This window comes from Variovorax sp. GW823-FHT04F07 (assembly GCF_058795995.1).
On the sequence record NZ_JBXAIG010000006.1, the window covers coordinates 351115 to 373272 of the forward strand.

Annotated in this window: 23 protein-coding genes; 6 read left to right on the forward strand and 17 right to left on the reverse strand. The window is 68.4% G+C overall.

Annotated features, from left to right (window positions below):
• Nucleotides 1-28: 28 nt before the first annotated feature.
• From AC1RAA_RS25815 to AC1RAA_RS25825, 3 genes are read right to left on the reverse strand one after another with little or no spacing between them, the layout of a single operon-like run.
• Nucleotides 29-1015, reverse strand: coding sequence for a PDR/VanB family oxidoreductase (locus AC1RAA_RS25815; RefSeq protein WP_307637399.1), 987 nt, complete (start codon nucleotides 1013-1015; stop codon nucleotides 29-31).
• A gap of 13 nt (nucleotides 1016-1028) precedes the next feature.
• The gene (locus AC1RAA_RS25820; protein ID WP_492728253.1) at nucleotides 1029-2534 is read right to left on the reverse strand and encodes an indolepyruvate oxidoreductase subunit beta family protein; all 1506 of its coding nucleotides are present in this window, start codon (nucleotides 2532-2534) and stop codon (nucleotides 1029-1031) included.
• A 4-nt stretch (nucleotides 2535-2538) separates the two neighbouring features.
• On the reverse strand, nucleotides 2539-4731 hold the full coding sequence (locus tag AC1RAA_RS25825) for a thiamine pyrophosphate-dependent enzyme (protein ID WP_492728255.1): 2193 nt from the start codon (nucleotides 4729-4731) through the stop codon (nucleotides 2539-2541).
• A 144-nt stretch (nucleotides 4732-4875) separates the two neighbouring features.
• Between AC1RAA_RS25825 and AC1RAA_RS25830 the strand changes: the two genes are divergently transcribed.
• Entirely contained in the window at nucleotides 4876-5352 is a 477-nt protein-coding gene (locus AC1RAA_RS25830; protein WP_062475035.1) for a MarR family winged helix-turn-helix transcriptional regulator, read from the forward strand.
• A gap of 21 nt (nucleotides 5353-5373) precedes the next feature.
• Here AC1RAA_RS25830 and AC1RAA_RS25835 read toward each other — a convergent pair whose 3' ends face one another.
• The 6 genes from AC1RAA_RS25835 to orn all read right to left on the reverse strand — a co-directional run bounded on the left by AC1RAA_RS25835 (nucleotide 5374) and on the right by orn (nucleotide 12093).
• Nucleotides 5374-6261 carry a quinone oxidoreductase family protein gene (locus tag AC1RAA_RS25835; RefSeq protein ID WP_492728257.1) on the reverse strand — a complete coding sequence of 296 codons (888 nt, stop codon included), beginning with the start codon at nucleotides 6259-6261 and terminating at the stop codon, nucleotides 5374-5376.
• Entirely contained in the window at nucleotides 6258-7061 is an 804-nt protein-coding gene (locus AC1RAA_RS25840; protein WP_492728259.1) for an alpha/beta fold hydrolase, read from the reverse strand. The genes AC1RAA_RS25835 and AC1RAA_RS25840 overlap by 4 nt, the downstream gene beginning before the upstream one ends.
• Nucleotides 7058-8062 carry a 3-hydroxybutyryl-CoA dehydrogenase gene (locus tag AC1RAA_RS25845; protein ID WP_492728261.1) on the reverse strand — a complete coding sequence of 335 codons (1005 nt, stop codon included), beginning with the start codon at nucleotides 8060-8062 and terminating at the stop codon, nucleotides 7058-7060. The genes AC1RAA_RS25840 and AC1RAA_RS25845 overlap by 4 nt, the downstream gene beginning before the upstream one ends.
• Complete coding sequence (locus AC1RAA_RS25850; RefSeq protein WP_487848936.1) at nucleotides 8052-9125, reverse strand: NAD/NADP octopine/nopaline dehydrogenase family protein; 1074 nt, start codon at nucleotides 9123-9125, stop codon at nucleotides 8052-8054. The genes AC1RAA_RS25845 and AC1RAA_RS25850 overlap by 11 nt, the downstream gene beginning before the upstream one ends.
• 215 nt (nucleotides 9126-9340) lie before the next feature.
• Entirely contained in the window at nucleotides 9341-11248 is a 1908-nt protein-coding gene (locus tag AC1RAA_RS25855; RefSeq protein ID WP_070062330.1) for a DEAD/DEAH box helicase, read from the reverse strand.
• A gap of 248 nt (nucleotides 11249-11496) precedes the next feature.
• Nucleotides 11497-12093 (reverse strand): oligoribonuclease, encoded by a 597-nt coding sequence (gene orn, locus AC1RAA_RS25860; RefSeq protein ID WP_487848937.1) that lies wholly within the window; start codon nucleotides 12091-12093, stop codon nucleotides 11497-11499.
• Nucleotides 12094-12155: 62 nt separating this feature from the next.
• On the opposite strand from orn, the gene AC1RAA_RS25865 reads away from it, so the two are divergent.
• From AC1RAA_RS25865 to rsgA, 3 genes are read left to right on the forward strand one after another with little or no spacing between them, the layout of a single operon-like run.
• Nucleotides 12156-13421 carry a M48 family metallopeptidase gene (locus AC1RAA_RS25865; protein WP_492728363.1) on the forward strand — a complete coding sequence of 422 codons (1266 nt, stop codon included), beginning with the start codon at nucleotides 12156-12158 and terminating at the stop codon, nucleotides 13419-13421.
• A gap of 31 nt (nucleotides 13422-13452) precedes the next feature.
• On the forward strand, nucleotides 13453-13803 hold the full coding sequence (locus AC1RAA_RS25870) for a 4a-hydroxytetrahydrobiopterin dehydratase (protein ID WP_492728264.1): 351 nt from the start codon (nucleotides 13453-13455) through the stop codon (nucleotides 13801-13803).
• Between the two features lie 12 nt (nucleotides 13804-13815).
• Complete coding sequence (gene rsgA, locus AC1RAA_RS25875; protein WP_489058032.1) at nucleotides 13816-14775, forward strand: ribosome small subunit-dependent GTPase A; 960 nt, start codon at nucleotides 13816-13818, stop codon at nucleotides 14773-14775.
• A 25-nt stretch (nucleotides 14776-14800) separates the two neighbouring features.
• Here rsgA and AC1RAA_RS25880 read toward each other — a convergent pair whose 3' ends face one another.
• The 8 genes from AC1RAA_RS25880 to rpsP all read right to left on the reverse strand — a co-directional run bounded on the left by AC1RAA_RS25880 (nucleotide 14801) and on the right by rpsP (nucleotide 20955).
• The gene (locus AC1RAA_RS25880) at nucleotides 14801-15826 is read right to left on the reverse strand and encodes a hypothetical protein (protein ID WP_492728266.1); all 1026 of its coding nucleotides are present in this window, start codon (nucleotides 15824-15826) and stop codon (nucleotides 14801-14803) included.
• A 17-nt stretch (nucleotides 15827-15843) separates the two neighbouring features.
• Entirely contained in the window at nucleotides 15844-16929 is a 1086-nt protein-coding gene (hisC, locus tag AC1RAA_RS25885; RefSeq protein ID WP_492728268.1) for a histidinol-phosphate transaminase, read from the reverse strand.
• Nucleotides 16930-16933: 4 nt separating this feature from the next.
• Complete coding sequence (locus AC1RAA_RS25890; RefSeq protein WP_492728270.1) at nucleotides 16934-17935, reverse strand: CobD/CbiB family protein; 1002 nt, start codon at nucleotides 17933-17935, stop codon at nucleotides 16934-16936.
• 58 nt (nucleotides 17936-17993) lie between these two features.
• A complete protein-coding gene (locus AC1RAA_RS25895) occupies nucleotides 17994-18737 on the reverse strand; it encodes a CoA pyrophosphatase (RefSeq protein ID WP_492728272.1) in 744 nt (247 codons plus the stop codon).
• A 127-nt stretch (nucleotides 18738-18864) separates the two neighbouring features.
• Nucleotides 18865-19248 carry a 50S ribosomal protein L19 gene (gene rplS / locus AC1RAA_RS25900; RefSeq protein ID WP_056572437.1) on the reverse strand — a complete coding sequence of 128 codons (384 nt, stop codon included), beginning with the start codon at nucleotides 19246-19248 and terminating at the stop codon, nucleotides 18865-18867.
• A 110-nt stretch (nucleotides 19249-19358) separates the two neighbouring features.
• Entirely contained in the window at nucleotides 19359-20105 is a 747-nt protein-coding gene (gene trmD, locus AC1RAA_RS25905; protein ID WP_139701983.1) for a tRNA (guanosine(37)-N1)-methyltransferase TrmD, read from the reverse strand.
• Nucleotides 20106-20121: 16 nt separating this feature from the next.
• Nucleotides 20122-20676, reverse strand: coding sequence for a ribosome maturation factor RimM (gene rimM / locus AC1RAA_RS25910; RefSeq protein WP_492728275.1), 555 nt, complete (start codon nucleotides 20674-20676; stop codon nucleotides 20122-20124).
• 15 nt (nucleotides 20677-20691) lie between these two features.
• Nucleotides 20692-20955, reverse strand: a complete 264-nt coding sequence (rpsP, locus tag AC1RAA_RS25915) for a 30S ribosomal protein S16 (RefSeq protein WP_007831311.1) — start codon at nucleotides 20953-20955, stop codon at nucleotides 20692-20694.
• 179 nt (nucleotides 20956-21134) lie between these two features.
• On the opposite strand from rpsP, the gene AC1RAA_RS25920 reads away from it, so the two are divergent.
• Nucleotides 21135-21659, forward strand: a complete 525-nt coding sequence (locus tag AC1RAA_RS25920; protein ID WP_492728277.1) for a GNAT family N-acetyltransferase — start codon at nucleotides 21135-21137, stop codon at nucleotides 21657-21659.
• Nucleotides 21660-21667: 8 nt separating this feature from the next.
• Complete coding sequence (locus AC1RAA_RS25925; RefSeq protein ID WP_095950592.1) at nucleotides 21668-22114, forward strand: TM2 domain-containing protein; 447 nt, start codon at nucleotides 21668-21670, stop codon at nucleotides 22112-22114.
• Nucleotides 22115-22158: the final 44 nt, after the last annotated feature.

Here is a 22158-nt window from a genome sequence, read left to right on the forward strand (position 1 = left end):
CTCCTGGCTCCTTCCTGGCTGGCTTTTCTCAGAGGTCGAGCACCAGGCGCGCTCCCTTGGCGCGCGAGATGCAGATCTGCATGACGGTGCCTTCCGCCTTCTCGCGGGCGGTGAGCACGTAGTCGCGGTGGTCGATCTCGCCCTCGATCACGGGCACGGCGCACACGCCGCACTCGCCGCGCTTGCAATCGAACATCGGGTCGCAGCCGTGTTCGATGAGGCAGTCGAGGATGCTCTGGCCGACCGGCACGGTGAAGCGCTGGCCCGACTGGGCGAGTTCCACCTCGAAGGGCTGGTCGCCCTCCTCCACGACGGGTTCGGTGAAGAGCTCGAAGTGCACGCGGTCGTGCTCCCAGCCGCGGGCCTGGGTGCGCGCGAGCACGGCGTCGAGCATGACCTTGGGGCCGCACACGTAGAGGCGGTCGCCGGCGGGCACGGCGTCGAGCAGCGCGTCGATGTCCAGCGGCGCGCCGGCCTCGGCGTCGGCATGCACGCGCAGGTCGTCGCCCAGCAGCGCCTGCAGCTCGGGCAGGAAGGCCATCAGGTCGCGGCTGCGGCCGGCGTAGTGCATGCGCACGGCGGCGCCTTCGGCGCGGCGGCGCGCGGCCATCGAGGCGAGCGGCGTGACGCCGATACCGCCGGCCACCAGCACCGTGCCGCCCGGGCCGGTGTGCAGCGGAAAGTCGTTCTTCGGCGGCTCGATGGTGAGCACGCTGCCCTCGGCCAGCCCTTCGTGCATGAAGCGCGAGCCGCCGCGGCCATCGGCCTCCTTGCGCACGGCGATCACGTAGTCGGTCGGGGCGTTGGTGGCGTTGCGCTCGGTGGCGAAATTGATGAGCGAGTAGTGGCGCCAGTCGGTGGTGCCGTCGGCCAGCGTCACCTGCACGCGGATGTGCGCGCCGGCGGCGAAGCCGGGCAGCGCGCGACCGTCTTCGGCGCGCAGGCGCAACAGGCGGATCAGCGGGTTGAGGGCGCGCGCTTCGGCGACGCGAAGCTGGAGCGTGGGGGCGGTCATGGTTCGGGTCCCTTCAGGCCAAGGCGTGCTGCACCAGCGCGGCCTGCAGCTTGTGGCCGTGTTCGTCGGCGAGCGCCGCGTCGCGCAGTTCGCGCAGGGTGGCGGGCGCCAGCGCGGCACCTGCACGCTCGAACGCGCGCATCACGGTGTCGTAGTTGCGCAGGCCGCGCTCGTGCGTGTCGCTGTAGCCCTTGACCAGGCGCTGGCACTGGGCGAGTTCGACGGCGAGCGCGGGGTTGCGTGGCGCGGTGGCGGCGATGCGTTGCAGCCATTCCTCGATGCGGCGGTTTTCGTCGGCGTAGCGCATCGTCGAGCGGCGCCAGCCCTTGCAGGCCGCGACCATGCGCAGCATCAGGTAGCCGCGCAGCGAGCTGGTGCGGATCACGCGGCCGTGCTGCGTGAAGCGCTCGACGATCTTCTTCGGCACCGTGGAGTGCATGAGCCAGCGGCCGAGGCCGCCGGGCAGCGTCTCGCAGATTTCCTGCAGGCGCGGGTGCATGTACTCGTGGATGGCGAGCAGCTGGCCCGGCTGCACGCCGGCCTCGCCGTGCACGCGCTCGAAGCGGGTCGCGCGGGTCTTCAGAGCGGCGACGCGGGCCGTGTCTTCGTAGGACATCCACAGCGCGAGGTGGCGCGCGGTTTCGCGCAGCAGGCGGTGGGCGTCGTCGGGCAGTTTCGCAACAGCGGCCATGCGGTCGAGGTAGAGGCCGGCGTAGGCCAGGTCCTGGTAGTCGATGAGGCGGCGCACGCCTTCGAACAGGAAGTCGTGCGCGGGCAGCGGAAAGTCGCGCTGCACGCGCTCGACCAGCGCGCGCACGGCCGGGTGGCGCGGTTGCGGTGCAGGCGTGGCGGCCGGTGCGACCTTGGCGGGTTCGCCGTCGTCGCCGTCCTGTGCGCGGTCGAAGGCCGCGCCGAAGGCCTTGAGGCTGGGCTTCACGCCCACGCCGCCGCGCTCGATGGTGGCCTCGAACTGCGCGCGGCCGAAGGGCAGCACGCCCGAGCCTGCAAGCGTGCCGAACAGCACGGCGCTGATCACGCTGCCCGAGGCCTCGGCGGCCTGCGCCATGTCGAAGCGGATGAAGCGCTTGGCGGCGCGCGCGGTGTGGGCGAGCAGCTGGTCGCTGTCGACACGGCCGTCGCCCATGGCGCTCTTTTCGGCGATGGAGAAGACGCGGTGCGTGGAGGCGATGAGCGTGGTGCGGTCGCGCGTGACCAGCCCGCGCTGCACCGCGCGGCCGGCTTCCATGAGCTCGGAGGCGAGCACCACGTCGACGTCGCCCGGCAGCGGCATCAGCGCGAGCACGGGGCGCCCGCCGTCGGCGTGGGCCTGCGCGTCGGGGTACAGCTCGACGTAGTAGATGGTCGCGCCGGTGCGCTGGGCCACGCCCGGCACGGAGGTGGTCTGGGCGACGTAGCCGTTGGCCTCGCCCATGTCGACGATCCAGTCGGCAAGCACGCCGCCGCCCTCCCCGCCCATGGCGAGGATGGCGATCTTGATCGGTTGAACCTTGTTCGTCATGGCGTCAGAAGGCATAGGCGTCGCGGCGGCGCGCGTCGCCGCGCTGCAGCCAGCCGATGACGGCGGTGCGCACGCGCTGGCGGAAGCGGTCCCAGGCGGTCGGGTTGCTCACGACCTGCGCCTTGTAGAACGAGGGGCAGAGCACGGCGGCGTGCGAGACGTCGCCGCAGTTGCCGCAGCCCACGCAGCTGTCGAGCACGGTGGCGACGGGGTCGATGCGCAGCGGATCGGGGTTAGGCTTGATCGAGAGCGACGGGCAGCCCGACAGGCGGATGCACGAGTGGTCGCCGGTGCAGGTGTCGGCGTCGACGCCGAACTTGTCGCGCACCATGCGCTTGCCGTCGGCGATGGCCTTGCGCACCAGCGGCTTTTCGCGGCGCTGCTTGTTGAGCATGCACTCCGACTGGGCGATGAGGACCTTGGGGCCCTTCTTCGTGGTGGTGAGTGCGTCTTTCAGCGCGTCGCGCATGCCGGCGACGTCGTAGGTGCGGCGCATCGTCTTCACCCACTCGACGCCCACGCCGCGCACGGCGCGTTCGATCTCGTGGCCGGTGCTGCGCGTCTTGTTGACGGCGGTCGACGAGAGGATGTCCTGCCCGCCCGTGGCCGAGGTGTAGTTGTTGTCGACGATGATGGTGAGGTTGTCGCTCTTGTTGAAGACCGCGTTGGCCACGCCGCTCGTCAGGCCGTTGTGCCAGAAGCCGCCGTCGCCCATCATCGAGATCGCGCGCTTGCCGGCCGGTGCATTGAGCGCCGAAGCGCCCGCACCGCCGAGGCCATAGCCCATCGTCGTGTTGCCGATGTTGAAAGGCGGCAGGATCGAGAACAGGTGGCAGCCGATGTCGGCGCTCACGTGGTGCGCACCGAGTTCGCGCTCGACCAGCTTCATCGCGCTGAAGATGGGGCGTTCGGGGCAGCCGGTGCAAAAGCCCGGCGGACGCGCATGCACCACGTCGCCGAGCGCGCTCGACGGCTGCGCGGGCTCGGGCGCGGCATCGACGCTGATGGCGGCCACTTCCTTGAGCGGAATCACCTTGCGCACCGGTGCGGGCACGGGCAGCGGCGCGAGGCGTTCGTAGCGCTCGCAGAAGGTGCGCGTGCCCTTGAGCAGTTCGAGCGTCGTGTACTCGCCGGCCACGGGCAGCATGTCCTTGCCATGCAGCGCGGTGGTGGAGCCGGCCTGGCGCAGGATGGTCGCGAGGTTCTGCTCGACGAAGTTGGGCTGGCCTTCTTCCACGATGAGCACGGCGCGCTTGCCTTCGCAGAAGCGGATGACTTCGTTCTCGATGACGGGGTAGGCCACGTTCATCACATACAGCGGCACGCGGGTCTCGCCGTACACGTCGGCCAGGCCCAGGCGTTCGAGCGCACGCAACAGCGTGTTGTAGCTGCCGCCCTGCACGATGATGCCGATGTCGTCGGCGTCTTCGGAGAAAAACTCGTTGAGCTGGCGCTCCTCGATGAAGCGCACGGCGGCGGGCCAGCGGTCCTTCACCTTCTCTTGCTCGTGCACGAAGCTCGCGGGGGGCAGCACGATGCGGCTGACGTCGCGCTGCGGGTTCTCCAGCGCTTCCTTCAGCGTGAACTTGGCGCGCTTGTTGTCGCCGGCGATGAAGTGGCCGTGCACGTGGCAGGCGCGGATGCGCAGCTGGAGCATCACGGGCGTGTGGCTGGCCTCGGAGAGGTCGAAGCCCGTCTTCACCGCATCGACGATGCTCGGCAGGTTGGGGCGCGGATCGAGCAGCCAGATCTGCGACTTCATGGCGAACGCATGGCTGCGCTCCTGCATGATCGACGAGCCTTCGCCGTAGTCCTCGCCCACGATGATGAGCGCGCCACCGGTGACGCCGCCCGAGGCCAGGTTGGCCAATGCATCGGACGCCACGTTGGTGCCCACGGTCGCCTTGAAGGTGACGGCGCCGCGCAGCGGGTAGTTGACGGAGGCGGCCAGCGTGGCGGCGGCGGTGGCTTCGCTCGCGCTGTTCTCGAAGCGGATGCCGTGGTCGGTCAGGATGTCCTGCGCATCGGCCAGCACGTCCATCAGGTGCGAGATGGGCGCGCCCTGGTAGCCCGCCACATACGACACCCCCGACTCCAGCAGGGCCTTGGTGACGGCCAGAATGCCTTCGCCGCGGAACACTTCTCCACCAGTAAGTCTCAGCTTCTTGACTTCTTCGACGAACGAACGCTCAGCCATGGATGTCCTTCTTCTTTCTCGTGGGAGGATGCGGCCCCGGGGTCACATCACGGTTCCTATAATGTTTAGAAATGAATGTATCCACAATCATGAATTACCCTAGCCATGCAATCCGCATGCCTGCGGCAAACAGGAGGCGCCTTCATGTCTGAACCATCCAAGGAAACGCATCGCTTCGTCGATGACTACCTGCCCGCGCTGCTCGCGCAGGCCAGCCAGCTGATCTCTTCGGAGTTCCACGAGGTGGCGCGGCAGCAGGGTTTTTCGGTGTCGGAGTGGCGCGTGATGGCGTCGCTGGCCGGCAGCGACGCGGTCAGCATCGGCCAGCTCGCACAGGTGACGGTGACCAAGCAGCCGACGGTGACGCGGCTGCTCGACCGCATGGAAGCGCGCGGCCAGGTCGAGCGCCTGCCCCATGAGAGTGACCGCCGCATCACGCTGGTGCGCATCACGCCCGCGGGACTGAAGGCGGTCGAGCACCTGATGGAACTGGCGCGCGAGCACGAGCGCCGCGTGCTCGAACCCTTCGGCCTGCGACGCGCCGAAGAGCTCAAGCAGACGCTGCGGCAGATGATCGACCTGCATGTGCACGTGCCGGTCGAGGTGCCGGACGAAGACTGAAGCGTGCGGCCTGAGGCCTGACTAGGGCACGAGCACCGCGCGGCCGCGATGGCCGCCATGACCGCGTCTGGCGATCCAGTCGAGTGCGAGGGCTGCATCGGCGAGCGCGAAGGACTGCACGTCGAGGTGCAGGCGGCCATCGGCCAGCCTCGCAAGCAACTCTGGAGCGGCTGCGCGGCCTGCGGCTTCGCGCCGGAACATGTTGAGCGGCAGCAGCGCCACGTCGCGCTGCAGGAAGTGCGCGATGTCCAGGTGCAGCGTTGGGCCAGCCGTGTAGCCGATCAGCACGGCGCGACCGCCGGGGCGCACGGCAGGCAAGGCGGAGGCGAGCACGTCGCCGCCGACGGTGTCGATGAGCAGGTCGACGCTGGCGACTTCAGGCGGCGCTGCTTTCGGATCGACGGGCGTTGCGGTGCAGCCTGCATCGCATGCCAGCTGCATCGCAAGAGAACCCACCGCGCCACTCGCGCCCGTCACCAACACTTGCTCTCCAGACTGCAATCGGGCGACCTCATGCAAGGCGACCCACGCCGATGTGGTGGGCGAGAAGAACGCTGCGCCGAGCGTCATCGGCACTGCATCGGGCAGCACACCGAGTGCATCGTCAGGCGCATCGATGAGCTCGCACCACGTGCCGTCGAACAGCGTGCCCAAACCACTGCCACGCAACCACACGCGTTGCCCCTCTGCATAGCGCTCGCTCGCGACGACAACGCCCGCGGCTTCCACGCCCGGCGTGTACGGCAACGGCGGATGCCGCAGGAAGCGGCCCTGCCACACGGTGCGATCGATGTGGCCGACGGTGGCGGCCTGCATGCGCACAAGGGTGCGGCCGGGTCGCGCCACGGGGTCGGCCACGTCTTCAAGCACCGGCGCGGCATCGAAGCCTTGGATGCGAACGGCCTTCATGGCCGTGTCGCCAGAAAGTCGAGCACCGCGCGCGCAAAGGCCTCGGGCATCTGGTCGGGCAAGGGCACCATGCCACCGTCGATGTCGACGATGCGCGCCTGCGGCAGCTGATGCTGCAGCTCTGCCGCATGCGACGCGGCGAAAGGGTCGAGCGTGGCGCGCACGATGAGCGTCGGCTGCGTCACGCGGCCGATGCGCTCTTCCATGCGGTACGAGGCCACGGCGCGGTGCCCTTCTTCGACACGGTGGCCGACCTTCATCGCATCGCGCACGAAGGCCTCGAGCAGGTCAGGGCGTCCCGGCGGATAGAAGGCCTGCCGCTTCTGCCACAGCGCGGCGAGGTGGCTGCCATCGTCGCTGGGCGCCACTTCGTCGATGGGCGGACGCTGCGCGCGGGCGCGGCGAAACACCTCGTCGGTGTACGGCGTGGACGAGAGCACGAGGCTGCGCACGCGCTGCAGAAACGCCGCGGCCAGTTCGATCGCGATCACGCCGCCGGTGTGGTGCCCCACCACGTCGGCCTGCGCGATGCCGAGCGCATCGAGCAGCTCGCATGCGACGCGCGCCCACTGCGCAATGCTTGCCGGCACGCCGCCGTCGGCCGAGTCGCCGAAGCCCGCGGTGTCCATGGCGATGACGCGGTAGCCCGCGCCGGCGATCAGCGGCAGCACCTCGCGGTACTCGGCCCAGCTGCGCGGCGACTGGTGCAGCAGCAACACGGCCGGCGCCTGCGCATCGCCGCACACGGCGTGGTGCACCTGCCCCACCGACAGGTCGGCGAAGGCGCGGCGGATCGTCATGACAGCGTCTCGTCGGCCGGCGCGCGCCACAGGCCCGCGTGCTTGAGTTCGCCGAGCGTGCGCGAGAGCACGTCGCGGCGGTAGGCGGCGGTGTCGCGGCCCGCGTAGTCGTAGAAGCCGCTGCCGCTCTTCAGGCCCAGCCGCCCTTCCTCGACCATGCGTCCGACGATGGCCGGCGCCGTGTAGCGCCCCGCGTCGAGCGAGGCCGACATCTCGCGGCTCGCGTGATGCAGGATGTCGCAGCCGCCGAAGTCGATGAACTCGACCACGCCGAGCGCCGCGAAGCGCAGGCCCAGGCCGTAGCGCGTGGCCTTGTCGATTTCTTCCGCTGTGGCAGCGCCTTCTTCGATCATGCGGGCCGCCTCGTTCATCACCAGCGCCTGCAGGCGCGGCACGATGTAGCCGGGCGAGGCGCCGCAGACCACGGGCAACTTGCCGATGGCCTCCATCAGTGCCTTGGTGCGTGCGAGCACGCCGGCGTCGGTGCCGGGATGGCAGCTCAGTTCGACCACCGGAATCACGTAGGCCGGGTTGAGCCAGTGCATATTCAGGAAGCGCTCGGGCCGGCGCACGAACGCGGCCAGCTGCGTCACGAGGATGCTGCTGGTGGTCGAGGTGAGGATCGCGTCGTCGCGGCAATGGCGGTTGAGCTGCTCGAAGGCCTCGCGCTTGGCGTCCATGGTTTCGGGCACGCCTTCGAACACCAGCTCGGCAGCGGCCAATGCGCGTGGTGCTTCTGCTGCATTCACGAAGTCCACGCGCGCGGCGATGCGCTCGACCTGCGAGGCATCGATCACGCCCAGCTGCGCAAGGCCCGAAAGGCTCGCGGTGATTTCCGCTTGCGCCTCGTCGCGCAGCCGCTGCCACGCCTCGGGCGTGCGCGGGCGCAGGTCGATCAGCGCGATGCGATGGCCCGCATAGGCGAACGCGATGGCGATGCCGCGCCCCATGCGGCCGGCGCCCACGGCGGCAAAGCGCGGCGGCGCGGGCTCATTCGCCATCGTGCAGCCTCTGCTTGAGCTGAGTCGCGCTCAGGCTGGCGAGGCCCAGGCTTTCGAAGGTGCGCGGGCCCTGGCGCAGGTCGCGCCCGAGGAAGCCGCCGACGATGGCCAGCAGGCCGTGCGCAATGGGCGCATCCACGCCCGCATGGCGCGCGGCCGAGGCCAGGAAGGCCAGGCCAAGCTCGGTGTCTTCGGTGATGTAGCGGTGCGTGTGCAGGTCGATGTTCTCGCGCCAATCGCCCGACTTGACGAGCTGCTTGTGCGCGTCGCCGTACATCCACTGGTCGTTGTTGTAGTGGTCGGCCAGCGGATAGTGCGGCGCGCCCTGCCCGAAGGCCTCGCGCACGGCCATGCGTTCGCGGTCGAGCCGGTCGGTCACGTCGCGCACGGCGCGCTGCGTGCCTTCGTTGTGGATGTCCCAGCGCTCGAAGTGCTGCAGCGGCGCGGCGTTCATCACCATCAGCGGCGGGTGGATGACGGGGCCGGCGTTCATCAGCGCGCCCGAGAGCGCGTCGCCGCAGCCGTGCACGGCCGGGTAGGCGCGGCGGATCACCTCGATGGCCTGTGCCTCCTTGCGCGCCGGGTAGACGCCGGTGGGCAGGCGGATCGCGCGGATGGTGACGTTGACTTCGCGCTCGCCGTGCTTGCGCGCAAGGTACGGCAAGGTGCCAGTCTCGGCCCAGGCCACGTCGGCGCGGTTGCCGGCGGCCTTCACCGCCTGTGCCATCACGTAGCTGCCGAAGGTGCCCGGCGGCAGGAACACGACCTGGCCGTCGACCAGGTGCGGCGCCATGGCCAGCGCGATGTCGTGCTGGGCGATGGCGGGCGTGGGAATGACGATGAGCTCGGCGCCCTTCAGCGCGGCGCCGATGTCGGCGGTGGCCAGCGCGATGGGCACCTCGCGCGCACCGGCGGCGTCTTTCAGCGTGATCGCGCCGGCCTGCACGACGGGTTCAAGCGCGGCGGCGTCGCGGCGCCACAGGCGCACTTCATGGCCGGTTTCAGACAGGTCCGCGGCGGCCGCATAGGCGCCGTGGCCACCCCCAAGAATCGCAATTTTCATGATCGAAAGTCGAGAACAGGTGTCGATGAACCGGCAGCCGCGAACGGACCGGGGAGAAGCAATGCGCCATTACATTACTTTTCATCGATTCAGGTGTCAACCAACTTCATGGGCGCCGGAGTGCTCGGAAACCCGACAACGAAAAAGCCCGCGTTCGTGAGAAGCGCGGGCTTTTGGGGGGAAGCAGCCCTTTTCAGGGCCGCTTGCGGGGGCGATCAGCGGCTGGGCTTGAACGCGCGCTTTTGCGCGTCGCGGGGCACGAACACCTTGCCCGGGCCGCCGTGGCCGGCGCCGTTGCCGCGCGGTGCGAAGCCTTCGCGGGGTGCAAAGCCTTCACGGGGTGCGAAACCGCCGTCGCCGCGACCGCCGCCATGGCCGTGGCCGCCGCGCGGGGCGCTGTCGCCCCAGCCCGGCTTGCGACCGTAGCCGCCGCCGTTGCCGCCTTCGTCACGACCGCCGCCGAAGCCGGCGTTCTGGCCGCCCTGGAAGCCGCGCGGGCCTTGGCCCTGGGCCGGGCCGCGCGAATTGCGGTCGTTGAAGCCGCTGGCGCCGGCATAGCCGCCGCCGTTGTTGTTGCCGCGGTAGCCACCGCCGCCGCCCGCACCGCCGTTGCCGAACTTGCGATCGCGCGAGAAGTTGTCGCCGCGGCCGCCGCGGTACTCGCCCATCGGGGGACGCGATTGCGGCATGCGCTGTTGCGGCTCGAGGCCGGCAACCACTTCCGCCTTGAACTGCTGGCGGCTGTAGTGCTCGATGTCCATGATCTTGCGGCGATCGCGGAACTCGGCGAAGGTGATGGCCAGGCCATCGCGGCCGGCACGGCCGGTGCGGCCGATGCGGTGGGTGTAGTCCTCGGCCTTCATCGGCAGGCCGAAGTTGAAGACGTGGGTGATGGTCGGCACGTCGATGCCGCGGGCGGCAACGTCGGTGGCCACCAGGATCTGCACCTGGCCCTGGCGCAGTGCCATCAGGCGGCGGTTGCGCAGGCCCTGGCTCAGGGCGCCGTGCAGCGCGACGGCGCTGAAGCCTTCTTGCTGCAGGTCGTTGGCGAGGCCGTCGCATTCGACTTGCGTGCTGGCGAACACGATCGCCTGGTTGATGCTGGTGTCGCGCAGCCAGTGGTCGAGCAGCTTGCGCTTGTGCTGGCTGTTGTCAGCCCAGTACAGCGACTGCTTGATGTTGGCGTGCTTTTCTTGCGGGCTGTCGATGGTGATGCGCTGCGGCTCGCGCATGACGCGCTGGGCCAGCTGCTGGATGCGCGGCGCGAAGGTGGCGCTGAACATCATCGTTTGCTGGCGCTCGATGGTGAGCTGGTTGACTTCAGCCAGGTCGTCGGCAAAGCCGAGGTCGAGCATGCGGTCGGCTTCGTCGACGACCAGGAACTTGACCTGGTCGAGCTTGAGCTGCTGCGAGCGCTGCAGGTCGAGCAGGCGGCCCGGCGTGGCGACCACGAGGTCGGCGTTCTGCAGCTTGGCGATCTGCAGCTGGTAAGGCATGCCGCCTACCACGTTGGCGACGCGCAGGCCGCGGCAATGGCGAACCAGTTCGATGGCGTCGTGTGCAACCTGCTGCGCGAGTTCACGCGTCGGGCACAGGATCAGGGCGCCGGGGGTGGCGGCCTTGAAATGACGGGCGTTGGTCGGGTCCTTGCGCTTGGGCTTCTTGAGCGGCGCTTCGCCACGGGCAGCGGCTTCAGCGGCCAGGCGCTGGAACTCGGCCTTGGCTTCGGCTTCGGCTTCGGCCTGGCGCTTGATCAGCGTGTGCAGCACGGGCAGCAGGAAGGCGGCGGTCTTGCCCGAACCGGTCTGGCTCGAGACCATCAGGTCGACGAAGCGGGCAGAACCGGCTTCGCCCATGGCGATCGGCACGACCTTTTCCTGCACGGTGGTCGGCTGGGTGAAACCCATGTCGGCCACGGCGGCGATCAGTTCGGGGGCCAGGCCCAGCTTGATGAAACCATTGGGCGCGGCGGGCGCCTCGGCTTCGGCGGCCTCGGGGGCTGCGGCGTCCAGTGCGTCGAGGATCGGCGCCTCGGACACGGTTTCCGCGACAGCGGTGAATTCGTTATGGGTAGCGGATTGCACAGGCGCGAGTTCGCCCTGCGCTTCAAAAGCGTCGGTCATGAATATCAATCTCAAACGCGAGCGCTGCCGTGGGCGGCGCCCCGTTGGTGGTTAAAAACATCAACCATCCAACGACATTCAACTTCCGGCTTTCGTCGGAGGCTGCGGCCCTTTTTGATCAGCGAATGCGATCGGGCGCGGTGTGCAAGATAGGGAGATGCGAGAGACGCTGATCTGTGTCCAAAGACGCGTTCAAATCAGCGAAGCCTGCGATTATGGCACGGCTTCGGGTTTTTACCTAATTGTTGTCAATCTACCAAGCGCAGGAAGGTTTCCCGGTAGTGCGCGAGCTCCTCGATGGACTCGTGCACGTCGGCCAGCGCGGTGTGCGCCTGCTGCTTCTTGAAGGCGCTGTAGGCCGCCGGCTTCCAGCGCTTGGCCAGCTCCTTGAGGGTGCTGACGTCGAGGTTGCGGTAGTGGAAGTACGCCTCGAGCTTGGGCATGAACTTGACCAGGAAGCGCCGGTCCTGCCCGATGGTGTTGCCACACATCGGCGAGCCGCTCCTGGGGATGTACTTGGCGATGAATTCGAGCAGCTGCTGCTCGGCCGCGGCTTCGTCGAGCGTGGAGGCTTTCACTTTGTCGATCAGGCCGCTGCGGCCGTGGGTGCCCTTGTTCCAGGCGTCCATGGCGTCGAGCACGGCGTCGCTCTGGTGGATGACGAGCACGGGGCCGTCGATGCGGGGCGTCAGGTCGGGGCCGGTGACGACCACGGCGATCTCGAGCAGGCGCTCTTTCTCGGGGTCGAGGCCGCTCATTTCGCAGTCCAGCCAGACCAGGTTCTGGTCGCTTTTCTTCAGGGTGGGGGCGGCTGCGGGGGGCGTCGGGTCAAGGGATTCGGGCATCGCAGGATTGTCGTCGAAGGCCTGCACCCCCATGGGCCGCGGACTAAACTCGCCGCTTCATGATGTCTTATTCGCTCATCTTCACCCTTGCCTTCGCGGCGGCGCTCGTGGCGGGCCTGCTCGTGAAGTTCTGGCTGGCCACCCGCCAGGTGCGCCACGTGGCGCGCCACCGCGGCGCCGTGCCGGAAGCTTTTGCACAAACCATCACGCTCGCCGCGCACCAGAAGGCGGCCGACTACACGATCGCCAAGGCACGTTTCGGGCTCGTCGAGATGGCCTGGGGCGCCGCCCTGCTGCTGGGCTGGACGCTGCTCGGCGGGCTCGACCTGCTGAACAAGCTGCTGCTGGTGTGGCTGGGCGGCGGCATGGTGCAGCAACTGGCGCTGCTGGCGGCCTTTGCCGTCATCGGCGGGCTGCTGGAGCTGCCGTTCACGCTGTGGCAGACCTTCCGGCTCGAGGAGCGCTTCGGCTTCAACAAGATGACCTGGAAGCTCTGGCTCACCGACACCGTCAAGTCGACGCTGCTCGGCGCGCTGATCGGGCTGCCGATCGCGGCACTCATCCTGTGGCTCATGGGTGCGGCCGGCACACTCTGGTGGCTCTGGGCCTGGGGCGCGTGGATGGGCTTCAACCTGCTGCTGATGCTGATCTACCCGACCTTCATCGCGCCGCTGTTCAACAAGTTCAAGCCGCTGGACGACCCGACGCTCAAGGCGCGCGTCACGGCGCTCATGAAGCGCTGCGGCTTCGCGGCCAAGGGCCTGTTCGTGATGGACGGCAGCACGCGCAGCGCGCACGCCAATGCCTACTTCACCGGCTTCGGCGCCAGCAAGCGCGTGGTGTTCTACGACACGCTGCTGCGCCAGCTCAACGCCGGCGAAGTCGAGGCCGTGCTCGCACACGAACTCGGCCATTTCAAGCACCGCCACATCGTGAAGCGGCTCATCGCGATGTTCGCGTTGAGCCTGGCCGGTTTCGCGTTGCTTGGCTGGGTCTCGACCCAGGTCTGGTTCTATGCCGGCCTGGGCGTGCAGCCCAACCTGTCGCCGGCCGCGCCCAACAACGCGTTGGCGCTGCTGCTGTTCATGCTGGCCGTGCCGGTGTTCAGCTTCTTCGTCGCCCCGCTGCCGGCGCGCCTGTCGCGCAAGCACGAGTTCGAGGCCGACGCCTACGCCGTGGCGCAAACCAGCGGCGCCGACCTGTCGGCCGCCCTGCTCAAGCTCTACCAGGACAACGCCTCGACGCTCACGCCCGACCCGGTGTTCGTCAAGTTCTACTACTCCCACCCGCCCGCCTCCGAGCGCCTTGCGCGCATGGCCGCGGCGTGACCCTCGACCCACCTTTTCAGCGAAACCCCTCATGAGCAGCATGTTCAAACCCAAGGACTGGAAGAACCTTCCGCCCCGCAAGGCCCTGAGCGCCACCGAGATCGTCTCGGGCCTGGCCCAGCTCGACGGCTGGAAGCTCACCGGCGACGGCGCCGATGTCGCGATCGAGAAGACCTTCACCTTCGCGAACTACTTCGAGACCATCGCCTTCGTGAATGCGCTGGCGATGGTGGCCCACACGCAGGACCACCACCCCGACCTGTCGGTGCACTACAACCGCTGCGTGGTGCGCTTCAACACGCACGACGTGAACGGTCTCTCGATCACCGACTTCGACTGCGCACGACAAGCCGACGCGCTGGTCGCGAGCCCCGTCGCATGAGGACACGCGCCTGTGGCTAAGCCGGGCCGCGCCGCCTTCACCCCCGCTGCGCACAACACGGGGAAGGCGCACCACGACGGTCTCGTCGTCGCCAGCCACGGGCGCCACTGCCTCGTCGAAACACCCACGGGCGAGCGGCTGATCTGCCATCCGCGCGGCAAGAAGAGCCAGGCCGTGGTCGGCGACCGCGTGCGCTGGCAGGCCACCGAAGACGAAGGCACCATCGAAGAGGTGCTGCCGCGGCGCAACCTCTTCTACCGGCAGGACGAGATCCGCACCAAGTCGTTCGCGGCCAACCTCGACCATGTGCTGATCCTGATCGCAGCCGAACCGGAGTTTTCCGAACACCAGCTGGCGCGCGCGCTGATCGCGGCCGAGGCCCAACGCATCACGCCCATCATCGCGCTCAACAAGAGCGATCTCGTCGAGCCCTTTGCGCGCGCCTGGGCCAAGCTGGCGCCCTATCGCCGCATGCACCACGGCGTGCTGCCGCTGTCGCTCAAGGCCTCGGGCGAAGCGGACTACGCCTCGCTGATGAAGCTGCTGGCGGGCAAGTCGACCCTGGTGCTCGGCCCGTCGGGCTCGGGCAAGAGCACGCTCACCAACCTGCTGGTGCCCGGCGCGAGCGTGTTGACGCAAGAGATTTCGCAGGCGCTCAACTCGGGCAAGCACACGACCACCAGCACCACCTGGTACTGGATCGACGAGGCCCGCACCACCGGCCTCATCGACTCGCCGGGCTTCCAGGAATTCGGCCTGAACCACATCGAGCCGATGCAGCTCGCGGGCCTCATGCCCGACATCGCCGAGCACACGGGCGACTGCAAGTTCTACAACTGCACCCACCTGCACGAGCCCGGCTGCGGCGTGATCTCGAACGTCGAAACGGCGACGCAACCCGGGCCGATCAGCGCCTCGCGCTACAAGATCTACGGCGAGCTGTTCGCCGAGCTGAGCCAGACGCGCTACTGACGGTGCACCGAGGGGCCGGCCGCGCTCAAGCCAGCCAGGTGCGGTACGACTTCCAGGTCGGGTCGAAGGCCAGGGCCAGCGTCACCGGCAATTCCAGCGCCTCTTGCACCGATTGCGCATGCGCAATGGCCGCCTGCGGATCGGCCACATGGAAGTGCACGGTGCGAACGCCCGCCTCCAGCACGATGTGCGTGCAGCAGCCTTCGCCGTGCGTCTGCAGCAGCGCGGTCAGCCGGTCTTCGTAAGCACGGGCCTCGTCCAGCTCCTCGCCCGATTCGACGGGGATGGCAGCCGAGAGCCGATGGCCCAGGTCGGCACGCCCGAGCAGTGCGTTCGCGGCGTCGTTTCGCATCACGACCGCCTCGACCTCGCTGCCGTCCTCGGCGGTGCGCGTGGCGGTCAGGCCGGACCAGCCATGCTCGCCCGCGGGAAACACGCCGGTATGGCCCAGGTCCTCGCGCCAGCATGCGTCGAACAGAGGCACGAAGCCGTCGAGCGGCACGCCATCGAAATCCGCTTGCGCATCCGCCTCGACGTGATCGACCGGCCCGACCTTCACGGCGAAGTCGTACTCGCCCAGGATGTGGTCGAGCATGATCAGGCTCATGTGGCGCGCGTGGTCCTGCATGTCCATCGGAATGGGCTTGGCAAAGCCGATCTCCAGCGCCACCCGCCCCCTGTAGGGCTCGTGCTTCACGAGAACGTCCGAACAAGCAAGTTCGAAGTCGTTCATGCGCATGCTGAAACCTTCGCGCATGCGCTGCCGGAAGGCCTCCACCTCGACCTGGGGCAACGCGGGCGCGCTGCGCACCAGCGCCATGAGGTCTTCGAAATCGGCTTCGGCGCCATGCGCCGTCAGCACGAGCGTGAAAGCCGGCGGGTCGCCCAGCACTTCGGCGGCCAGGTTCGGAAAGAAGGGCTGCAGCAGCGCGTTCAGCGCCTCCACCAGCGCGGGGCCCGACAAGGCATGCAGGCTCTCGAGCCTGTCGCTCAAGGCTTGCCAGAACGATGCGCAGGCAACGGCGCGCGGATCGGCGTGAAGGGTCGACATGGACTTGCCTCGGGATGTCAGGCCAGGATGTCCTGCAGGCACTGCACGAGCGCGCTGCATTGATCCCGCGTGCCGATGCTGATGCGCAGGTACTGCGCGATGCGCGGTTGCCTGAAATGCCGCACCAGCACCGCGCGCTCGCGAAGCAACGCGGCCAGCTCGGCCGCATCGCGTTGCGGATGGCGCGCGAACACGAAGTTGGCCTGCGACGGCAGCACCTCGAAGCCCAGGTCCTCGAGCTGCAGCGTCAGGCCTTCGCGCGTGTCGACAACCTGGTCGCGTGTCTTGCGGAACCACGCCTCGTCATCCAGCGAAGCCACGGCGCCGGCGGACGCCAGCCGGTCGATCGGGTACGAATTGAAGCTGTCCTTGACCCGCACGAGCGCGTCGATCAGGTGCGCCTGCCCACAAGCGAAACCGACGCGCAGGCCGGCCAGCGAGCGTGACTTGGACAGGGTCTGCACCACGAGCAGGTTCGGATACCGACCGATCAGCGACAGCGCGCTCTCGCCGCCGAAATCGACGTACGCCTCGTCGACCAGCACGACGCGATCGGGACATGCCGCAAGCAGCTGCTCGATGCGCGCCAGCGGCTGGCCGATGCCGGTCGGCGCGTTCGGGTTGGCGATGACGATGCCGCCGCAGCCCTGCCGTGCGCGCGCCGCGAACGCATCGATGTCGATGCGCAGGCCCTCATCGACCGGCAACTGCTCGCAGGCGATGCCGTAGAGCTGGGCATAGACCTTGTAGAAGCTGTAGCTCACGTCGGGCATCAGCAGCGGCTGCGCCTGCTGGAAGAAGGCGAAGAACGCGTGCGCGAGCACTTCGTCCGATCCGTTGCCCGCGAACACTTCGCCCGCCTGCAGGCCGTGGCGGCGCGCCACGGCTTCGCGCAGCGCGAGCGACGTGGGGTCGGGGTAGCGTTCGAGGCCGTCGGCGGCCGCGCGCTGGATCGCCGCGATGGCGTCCGGCGACGGCGGGTACGGGTTCTCGTTGGTGTTGAGCTTGACGAGGTTGGCGATGCGCGGCTGCTCGCCGGGCACGTAGGGCTCGAGCGCGCCGATGCGCGGGCTCCAGAAGGCCGGTGCGGACGGGGTGGTCATGGGGTCAGCCGAGCAAGCGCGCGAGCGTGAGCAAGGCCAGCAGCACCATCCACATCACGACCGATCGCCAGACCAGGCCGACCACGCTGCGCAGGTGGCCGGGCTCGGGCTCGCGACCCGGCGTGCTGCCGCTGTCCAGGCGCCGGCCGACGCTTGGCGACTCGCCGGCCTGCGCGCGCGGCAGCGGATCGGCCACCGGGATCGGGCTCAGCGAGCCACCGCCCAGGCGCACGTTCACCGCGCCGGACGTGGCCGCGAGGATCACGCCGTCGTTCTCGTTGGGGAAGCGCCGCGCATCGTTGCGCCAGCAGTCGATGGCCTCTTCGAAGCTGCCGACCACGGCGAAGCCGAGCGCCGTGATGCGCGAGGGCAGCCAGTCGACGGCATGCCAGGCACGCTCGGCCGCGTCCTGCACCGCCACGCTCGAGGGCTGCACCGGCGCGCCGTTCTTGTGGGCCCAGTAGCGCGCGACGAACTCGCTCATGCGATAGAACACCGCGCCCGCCGGCCCCAGGCCGAGCGCAGCAAGCACCGAGAACCAGGCCAGCACGCCGAAGACATGCCGGTGCGCCGCGATGACCGAATGCTCGATCACATGGCGCACGATTTCGCTGCGCGGCAGCTCGGCGGCATCGACGCCCTGCCAGTGCGCCAGCAGCGAGCGCGCGAGCGGCTCGTCGCCCTCGTCGAGCGCATCGCGGATGTCGGTGAAATGGTGGCTGAACTGGCGAAAGCCCAGCGTCATGTAGAGCACCGCGACGCTCCACAGCACGGCGAACGGCAGGCCCAGCGTGAGCACCAGCAGCCAGTGCGCGCCCAGCGACAGCAACGTGGGCACGAACACCGCGAGCCCCCAGGCGATCCATCCGTGGTGCGGCTTGCCCGCATCGAAATTGCGGCTGGTCCAGCGCGTCCACGCCAGGACGCCGCCGTACACGGGGTTGTGCGGGCCCAGCGGCCGCACCTGCTCGATCAGCAACGCGCACAGGATGGCAAAGAAGCTCATCCTTCGATGATAGCGAGAGCACCTGAAGGTTTTGGCCCCAGGTGGCACCCGATCCGACTCAGGCGGCTAGGAAGCGGTAGAGGTTGCGCAGCATGCCCGCGGTGGCGCCCCAGACGAAGCGCTCGTGCGGCCCGTCGACGTACGGCATCGAGTACCACTCGCGACGGACCCCATCGGTGGCGCTGACCGCGTGGCGGCGGTGGTTGGCCGGGTCCATCAGCCAGGCCAGCGGCACCTCGAAGGCCTCGGCCACCTCGAATGGATTGATGTCCAGCACGAAATCGGGCTGCACCAGCGCGACTACCGGGGTCACGACGAACGAGGTGACCGTCGTGTAGGTCGGCAAGGTGCCGAGCACCTCGATGAACTGCGCCGACAGGCCGACCTCTTCCCAGGCTTCGCGCAGCGCGGCGGCCTGGATGTTGGCGTCCTCGGGGTCGACGCGCCCGCCGGGAAAGGCCACCTGCCCCGAATGGGTCGACAGGTGCGTGGTGCGCTCGGTGAGCAGCACGGTCGCGCCTTGCGGGCGCTGCACGATCGGCACCAGCACGGCGGCCTGGGCCGGCACGCGGTCGGTCATGCGGGGCTCGCGGCGCAGCTCGGGCGTCCACACGGGCGGCGAGGCAAAGCGCGCGCGCAGGGCCGTTGCCGTCAGCTGCGCCGGCACCACCGCCGGCAGACCATCGCTTCCGTCCACGAAGGGCGCCTGGCGCGGGTCGATCTGCAGCAACGCGGGCGGCACCACGGCATTGACGGGTTCGACGACGGCGGAGGACGTGGGGGCGGAAGTGGAGGAGGTCAAGAGAGGATGCGGCCTGTGGCGGAATGAAAGGAGTAGAGCGTAAAAATGGAAAACTGTCTTGAAGCGCGGCGCCAACGCAAAAAGCCGCCAGAGCGGCGGCTTTTTGAGCAGAAAGGACGGCGGCTGATTAAGCGGCCGACGCAGCCTTCTGCGACTTGCCCGGCAGCTTTTCCTTGATACGTGCCGAACGACCGCTGCGCTCACGCAGGTAGTACAGCTTGGCACGGCGCACGTCGCCGCGGCGCTTGACTTCGATGCCGGCGATCAGCGGGCTGTAGGTCTGGAACGTACGCTCCACGCCTTCGCCGCTGGAGATCTTGCGCACGGTGAAGCCGCTGTTGAGGCCACGGTTGCGCTTGGCGATCACGACGCCTTCGTAGGCCTGCACGCGCTTGCGGCTGCCTTCGACGACGTTCACGCTGACGATGACCGTGTCACCGGGCATGAAATCGGGGATGGTCTTGCCGAGACGGGAAATTTCTTCCTGCTCGAGGGTCTGGATGAGGTTCATGATTTCCTGGATATCGATCGTTTCGGGCTGCACTAAAGGCGCCGTGGGCTTAGGCGGAAGAACCACCAAGAAACCGGGCGCGGCCGGACAGAGGATCGGGGAACCGCGGATTATAGCTTTTTTTTCAGCGCGGCCTCATCGGCCTTGTTGAGCTTGCCTGCCGCCCGGGCGGCATCGATCAGCTCGGGGCGCCGCGCGGCCGTGATGGCCAGGCGCTGGTCGCGCCGCCAGCGCTCGATCTGCGCATGGTGGCCCGAGAGCAGCGGCGCCGGAACGCCCTGCCCGTTCCACTGCTCGGGCCGTGTGTAGTGCGGGCAGTCGAGCAGGCCGTCGAGCGCCGGGTTGAAGCTGTCCTGCACATGGCTGGCCTCGTCGCCCAGCACGCCGGGCTGCAGGCGGGCCACGGCGTCGAGCAGCGCCATGGCCGCGATCTCGCCGCCCGACAGCACGAAGTCGCCGAGGCTGACCTGGTGGGTGACACGCGCATCGATGAAGCGCTGGTCGATGCCTTCGTAGCGTCCGCAGACCAGCACCGCACCTTCGCTCGCCGACCAGCGCTCGACGGCCTCGTGGCGCAGCGCCTCGCCGATGGGCGAGAACAGCACCACCGGTGCCGGTGCGCCGCGGGCCGCCAGCGCGGCATCGAGGCAGGCCGCCAGGGGCTCGGCCATCATCACCATGCCGGGTCCGCCGCCGAACGGCCGGTCGTCCACGCGCTTGTAGTTGCCCTGGGCGAAATCGCGCGGATTCCACAGCACGACCTCGACCTGCTTCGATTCGTAGGCGCGGCGCGTCACGCCGCTGGCCATGAAAGGCGCGAACAGTTCGGGAAAAAGCGTGAGGACGTCGAAGCGCATGCGCGCGCGGCCCGGATCAGAAATCGGGTTGCCAGTCGACCGTGATGAGGCGGCCGGGCAGGTCGACCTTGTCGACGAAGACCGAGACGAACGGCACCATGCGCTCGATGGCCTTGCCGTCTTCTTCGGCCGTCAGCACCAGCGTGGTCTGCGGGCCGGTGGCGAGCAGTTCGCGCACCGCACCGAGCACGACGCCTTCGCGGTTGACGACCGACAGGCCGATCAGGTCGACCCAGTAGTACTCGTCATCGCCAGCGGTCGGGAAGCTCGAGCGCGGCACGAACACGCGCGCGCCGCGCAGCGCCTCGGCCGCGTTGCGGTCGGGCACATCCTCGGACGAGGCGACGATGCAGTCGGAATGTTCTTTGGCTTCGCGGACCGCGAGCCGGAAAGCGGCGGGCGTGGAGGCTCCGGGAGCCTGCAGGAACCAGCGCTTGGAAGAAAAAAGCGCCTCGGGCTGGGCGCTGTGGGGCAGGACCTTGAACCAGCCCTTGATGCCCCAGGCATCGGCGATGCGTCCGACCTCGATCGCATCCGCCGGCAGTTCGGCGGCTTCGAGTGTGGGCAGCATCGCCGTGCGGGCGGCTTAGGCGGCCGCCTTGGGGGCCGCGGCAGCGGCTTGCTTGATCAGGCGCAGCACCGTGGGCGAAGCCTGAGCACCGACGCTCTTCCAGTAGGCGAGGCGGTCCTGGGCGATGCGGATGCTTTCTTCGTTTTCCTTGGCGGTCGGGTTGTAGAAACCCAGGCGCTCGATGAAACGGCCATCGCGGCGAACGCGCTTGTCCGACACGACGATGTTGAAGAACGGACGGCCTTTGGAGCCGCCGCGGGAGAGTCGAATGACGACCATGATTTATCCTTGGGTGGTCAGCGAGCCAGTTCAAATAGAAAGAGGCCCGCTCACGATGTTCTTCCAGCGTCGAGACACGCGACATGGCCACCCGGCCAGCGCACGCTGAAAAGCCCACGATTATAGCCCGACCCGGGTTTTTCTCCGAATTCCGGCCCCGCGCCGCCTGCCCCACCCGCATGACCCTCGCCCTCCGCCCCAGCCGCGACGAAGACATCGCAGCCATCACGGCCATCTATGCCCACCACGTGCTGCACGGCACCGGCACCTTCGAAACCGAGCCTCCGTCCGAGGCCGACATGGCCGCCCGGCGCGCCGACGTGCTGGGCAAGAACCTGCCCTACCTCGTGGCCGAAGAAAACGGCGAAGTGTTGGGTTTTGCCTACTGCAACTGGTTCAAGCCCCGCCCGGCCTACCGGTTTTCGGCCGAAGACTCGATCTACATGTCCGAGGCCGCGCGCGGCAAAGGCGTGGGCGCACAGCTGCTGGCGGCGCTTTCGCAGGCGGCCGAGGCGGTCGGCGTGCGCAAGCTGATCGCGGTGATCGGCGACTCGGCCAACGCCGGCTCGGTCGGCGTGCACCGCAGCCAGGGCTTCACGCACGTGGGCGTGCTGAAAGACTGCGGCTGGAAGTTCGACGCCTGGCGGGACGTGGTCCTGATGGAAAAAGTACTCGGCGAAGGCAGCCGCACCAAACCCGAATGATGAAAAAGATGAAAAGCAAGACCGTCGCCGCCTGGCTCTCCTTCCTCGGTGGCCCGCTGGGCCTGCACCGCTTCTACCTGCGCGGCATGGGCGACTGGCTCGGCTGGCTGCTGCCCATTCCCACGGCGCTGGGCATCTACGGCATCGAGCGCCTGCGCATGTACGGCGTGGACGACGGCGTGAGCTGGGCGCTGATCCCGCTGCTCGGCTTCACGATCGCGGGCTGCGCGCTGATGGCGATCATCTACGGCCTGATGACACCGGAGAAATGGAATGCGCGCTTCAACGCCGGCGCACCGGCCGACGCCGCACCGGGCCAGACCAACTGGCTCACGATCGGCGCCGTGGTCGCGTCTTTGTTCTTCGGGAGCTCGATCCTGATGGCGAGCATCGTGTACAGCTTCCAGCACTACTTCGAACACCAGATCGAAGAAGGCCGAAAAATCTCGCAATAGGCGCTCGGCCAAGCGCGGCGCCTCTGCGAACGAGGCGCCGACGC

What these genes read in the sequence shown, in the direction of transcription:
- AC1RAA_RS25815 (WP_307637399.1), bottom strand. Translation starts at nt 1,015, where the DNA reads ATGACCGCCCCCACGCTCCAGCTTCGCGTCGCCGAAGCGCGCGCCCTC.
- AC1RAA_RS25820 (WP_492728253.1), bottom strand. Translation starts at nt 2,534, where the DNA reads ATGACGAACAAGGTTCAACCGATCAAGATCGCCATCCTCGCCATGGGC.
- AC1RAA_RS25825 (WP_492728255.1), bottom strand. Translation starts at nt 4,731, where the DNA reads ATGGCTGAGCGTTCGTTCGTCGAAGAAGTCAAGAAGCTGAGACTTACT.
- AC1RAA_RS25830 (WP_062475035.1), top strand. Translation starts at nt 4,876, where the DNA reads ATGTCTGAACCATCCAAGGAAACGCATCGCTTCGTCGATGACTACCTG.
- AC1RAA_RS25835 (WP_492728257.1), bottom strand. Translation starts at nt 6,261, where the DNA reads ATGAAGGCCGTTCGCATCCAAGGCTTCGATGCCGCGCCGGTGCTTGAA.
- AC1RAA_RS25840 (WP_492728259.1), bottom strand. Translation starts at nt 7,061, where the DNA reads ATGACGATCCGCCGCGCCTTCGCCGACCTGTCGGTGGGGCAGGTGCAC.
- AC1RAA_RS25845 (WP_492728261.1), bottom strand. Translation starts at nt 8,062, where the DNA reads ATGGCGAATGAGCCCGCGCCGCCGCGCTTTGCCGCCGTGGGCGCCGGC.
- AC1RAA_RS25850 (WP_487848936.1), bottom strand. Translation starts at nt 9,125, where the DNA reads ATGAAAATTGCGATTCTTGGGGGTGGCCACGGCGCCTATGCGGCCGCC.
- AC1RAA_RS25855 (WP_070062330.1), bottom strand. Translation starts at nt 11,248, where the DNA reads ATGACCGACGCTTTTGAAGCGCAGGGCGAACTCGCGCCTGTGCAATCC.
- orn (WP_487848937.1), bottom strand. Translation starts at nt 12,093, where the DNA reads ATGCCCGAATCCCTTGACCCGACGCCCCCCGCAGCCGCCCCCACCCTG.
- AC1RAA_RS25865 (WP_492728363.1), top strand. Translation starts at nt 12,156, where the DNA reads ATGTCTTATTCGCTCATCTTCACCCTTGCCTTCGCGGCGGCGCTCGTG.
- AC1RAA_RS25870 (WP_492728264.1), top strand. Translation starts at nt 13,453, where the DNA reads ATGAGCAGCATGTTCAAACCCAAGGACTGGAAGAACCTTCCGCCCCGC.
- AC1RAA_RS25880 (WP_492728266.1), bottom strand. Translation starts at nt 15,826, where the DNA reads ATGTCGACCCTTCACGCCGATCCGCGCGCCGTTGCCTGCGCATCGTTC.
- hisC (WP_492728268.1), bottom strand. Translation starts at nt 16,929, where the DNA reads ATGACCACCCCGTCCGCACCGGCCTTCTGGAGCCCGCGCATCGGCGCG.
- AC1RAA_RS25890 (WP_492728270.1), bottom strand. Translation starts at nt 17,935, where the DNA reads ATGAGCTTCTTTGCCATCCTGTGCGCGTTGCTGATCGAGCAGGTGCGG.
- rplS (WP_056572437.1), bottom strand. Translation starts at nt 19,248, where the DNA reads ATGAACCTCATCCAGACCCTCGAGCAGGAAGAAATTTCCCGTCTCGGC.
- trmD (WP_139701983.1), bottom strand. Translation starts at nt 20,105, where the DNA reads ATGCGCTTCGACGTCCTCACGCTTTTTCCCGAACTGTTCGCGCCTTTC.
- rimM (WP_492728275.1), bottom strand. Translation starts at nt 20,676, where the DNA reads ATGCTGCCCACACTCGAAGCCGCCGAACTGCCGGCGGATGCGATCGAG.
- rpsP (WP_007831311.1), bottom strand. Translation starts at nt 20,955, where the DNA reads ATGGTCGTCATTCGACTCTCCCGCGGCGGCTCCAAAGGCCGTCCGTTC.
- AC1RAA_RS25920 (WP_492728277.1), top strand. Translation starts at nt 21,135, where the DNA reads ATGACCCTCGCCCTCCGCCCCAGCCGCGACGAAGACATCGCAGCCATC.
- AC1RAA_RS25925 (WP_095950592.1), top strand. Translation starts at nt 21,668, where the DNA reads ATGAAAAGCAAGACCGTCGCCGCCTGGCTCTCCTTCCTCGGTGGCCCG.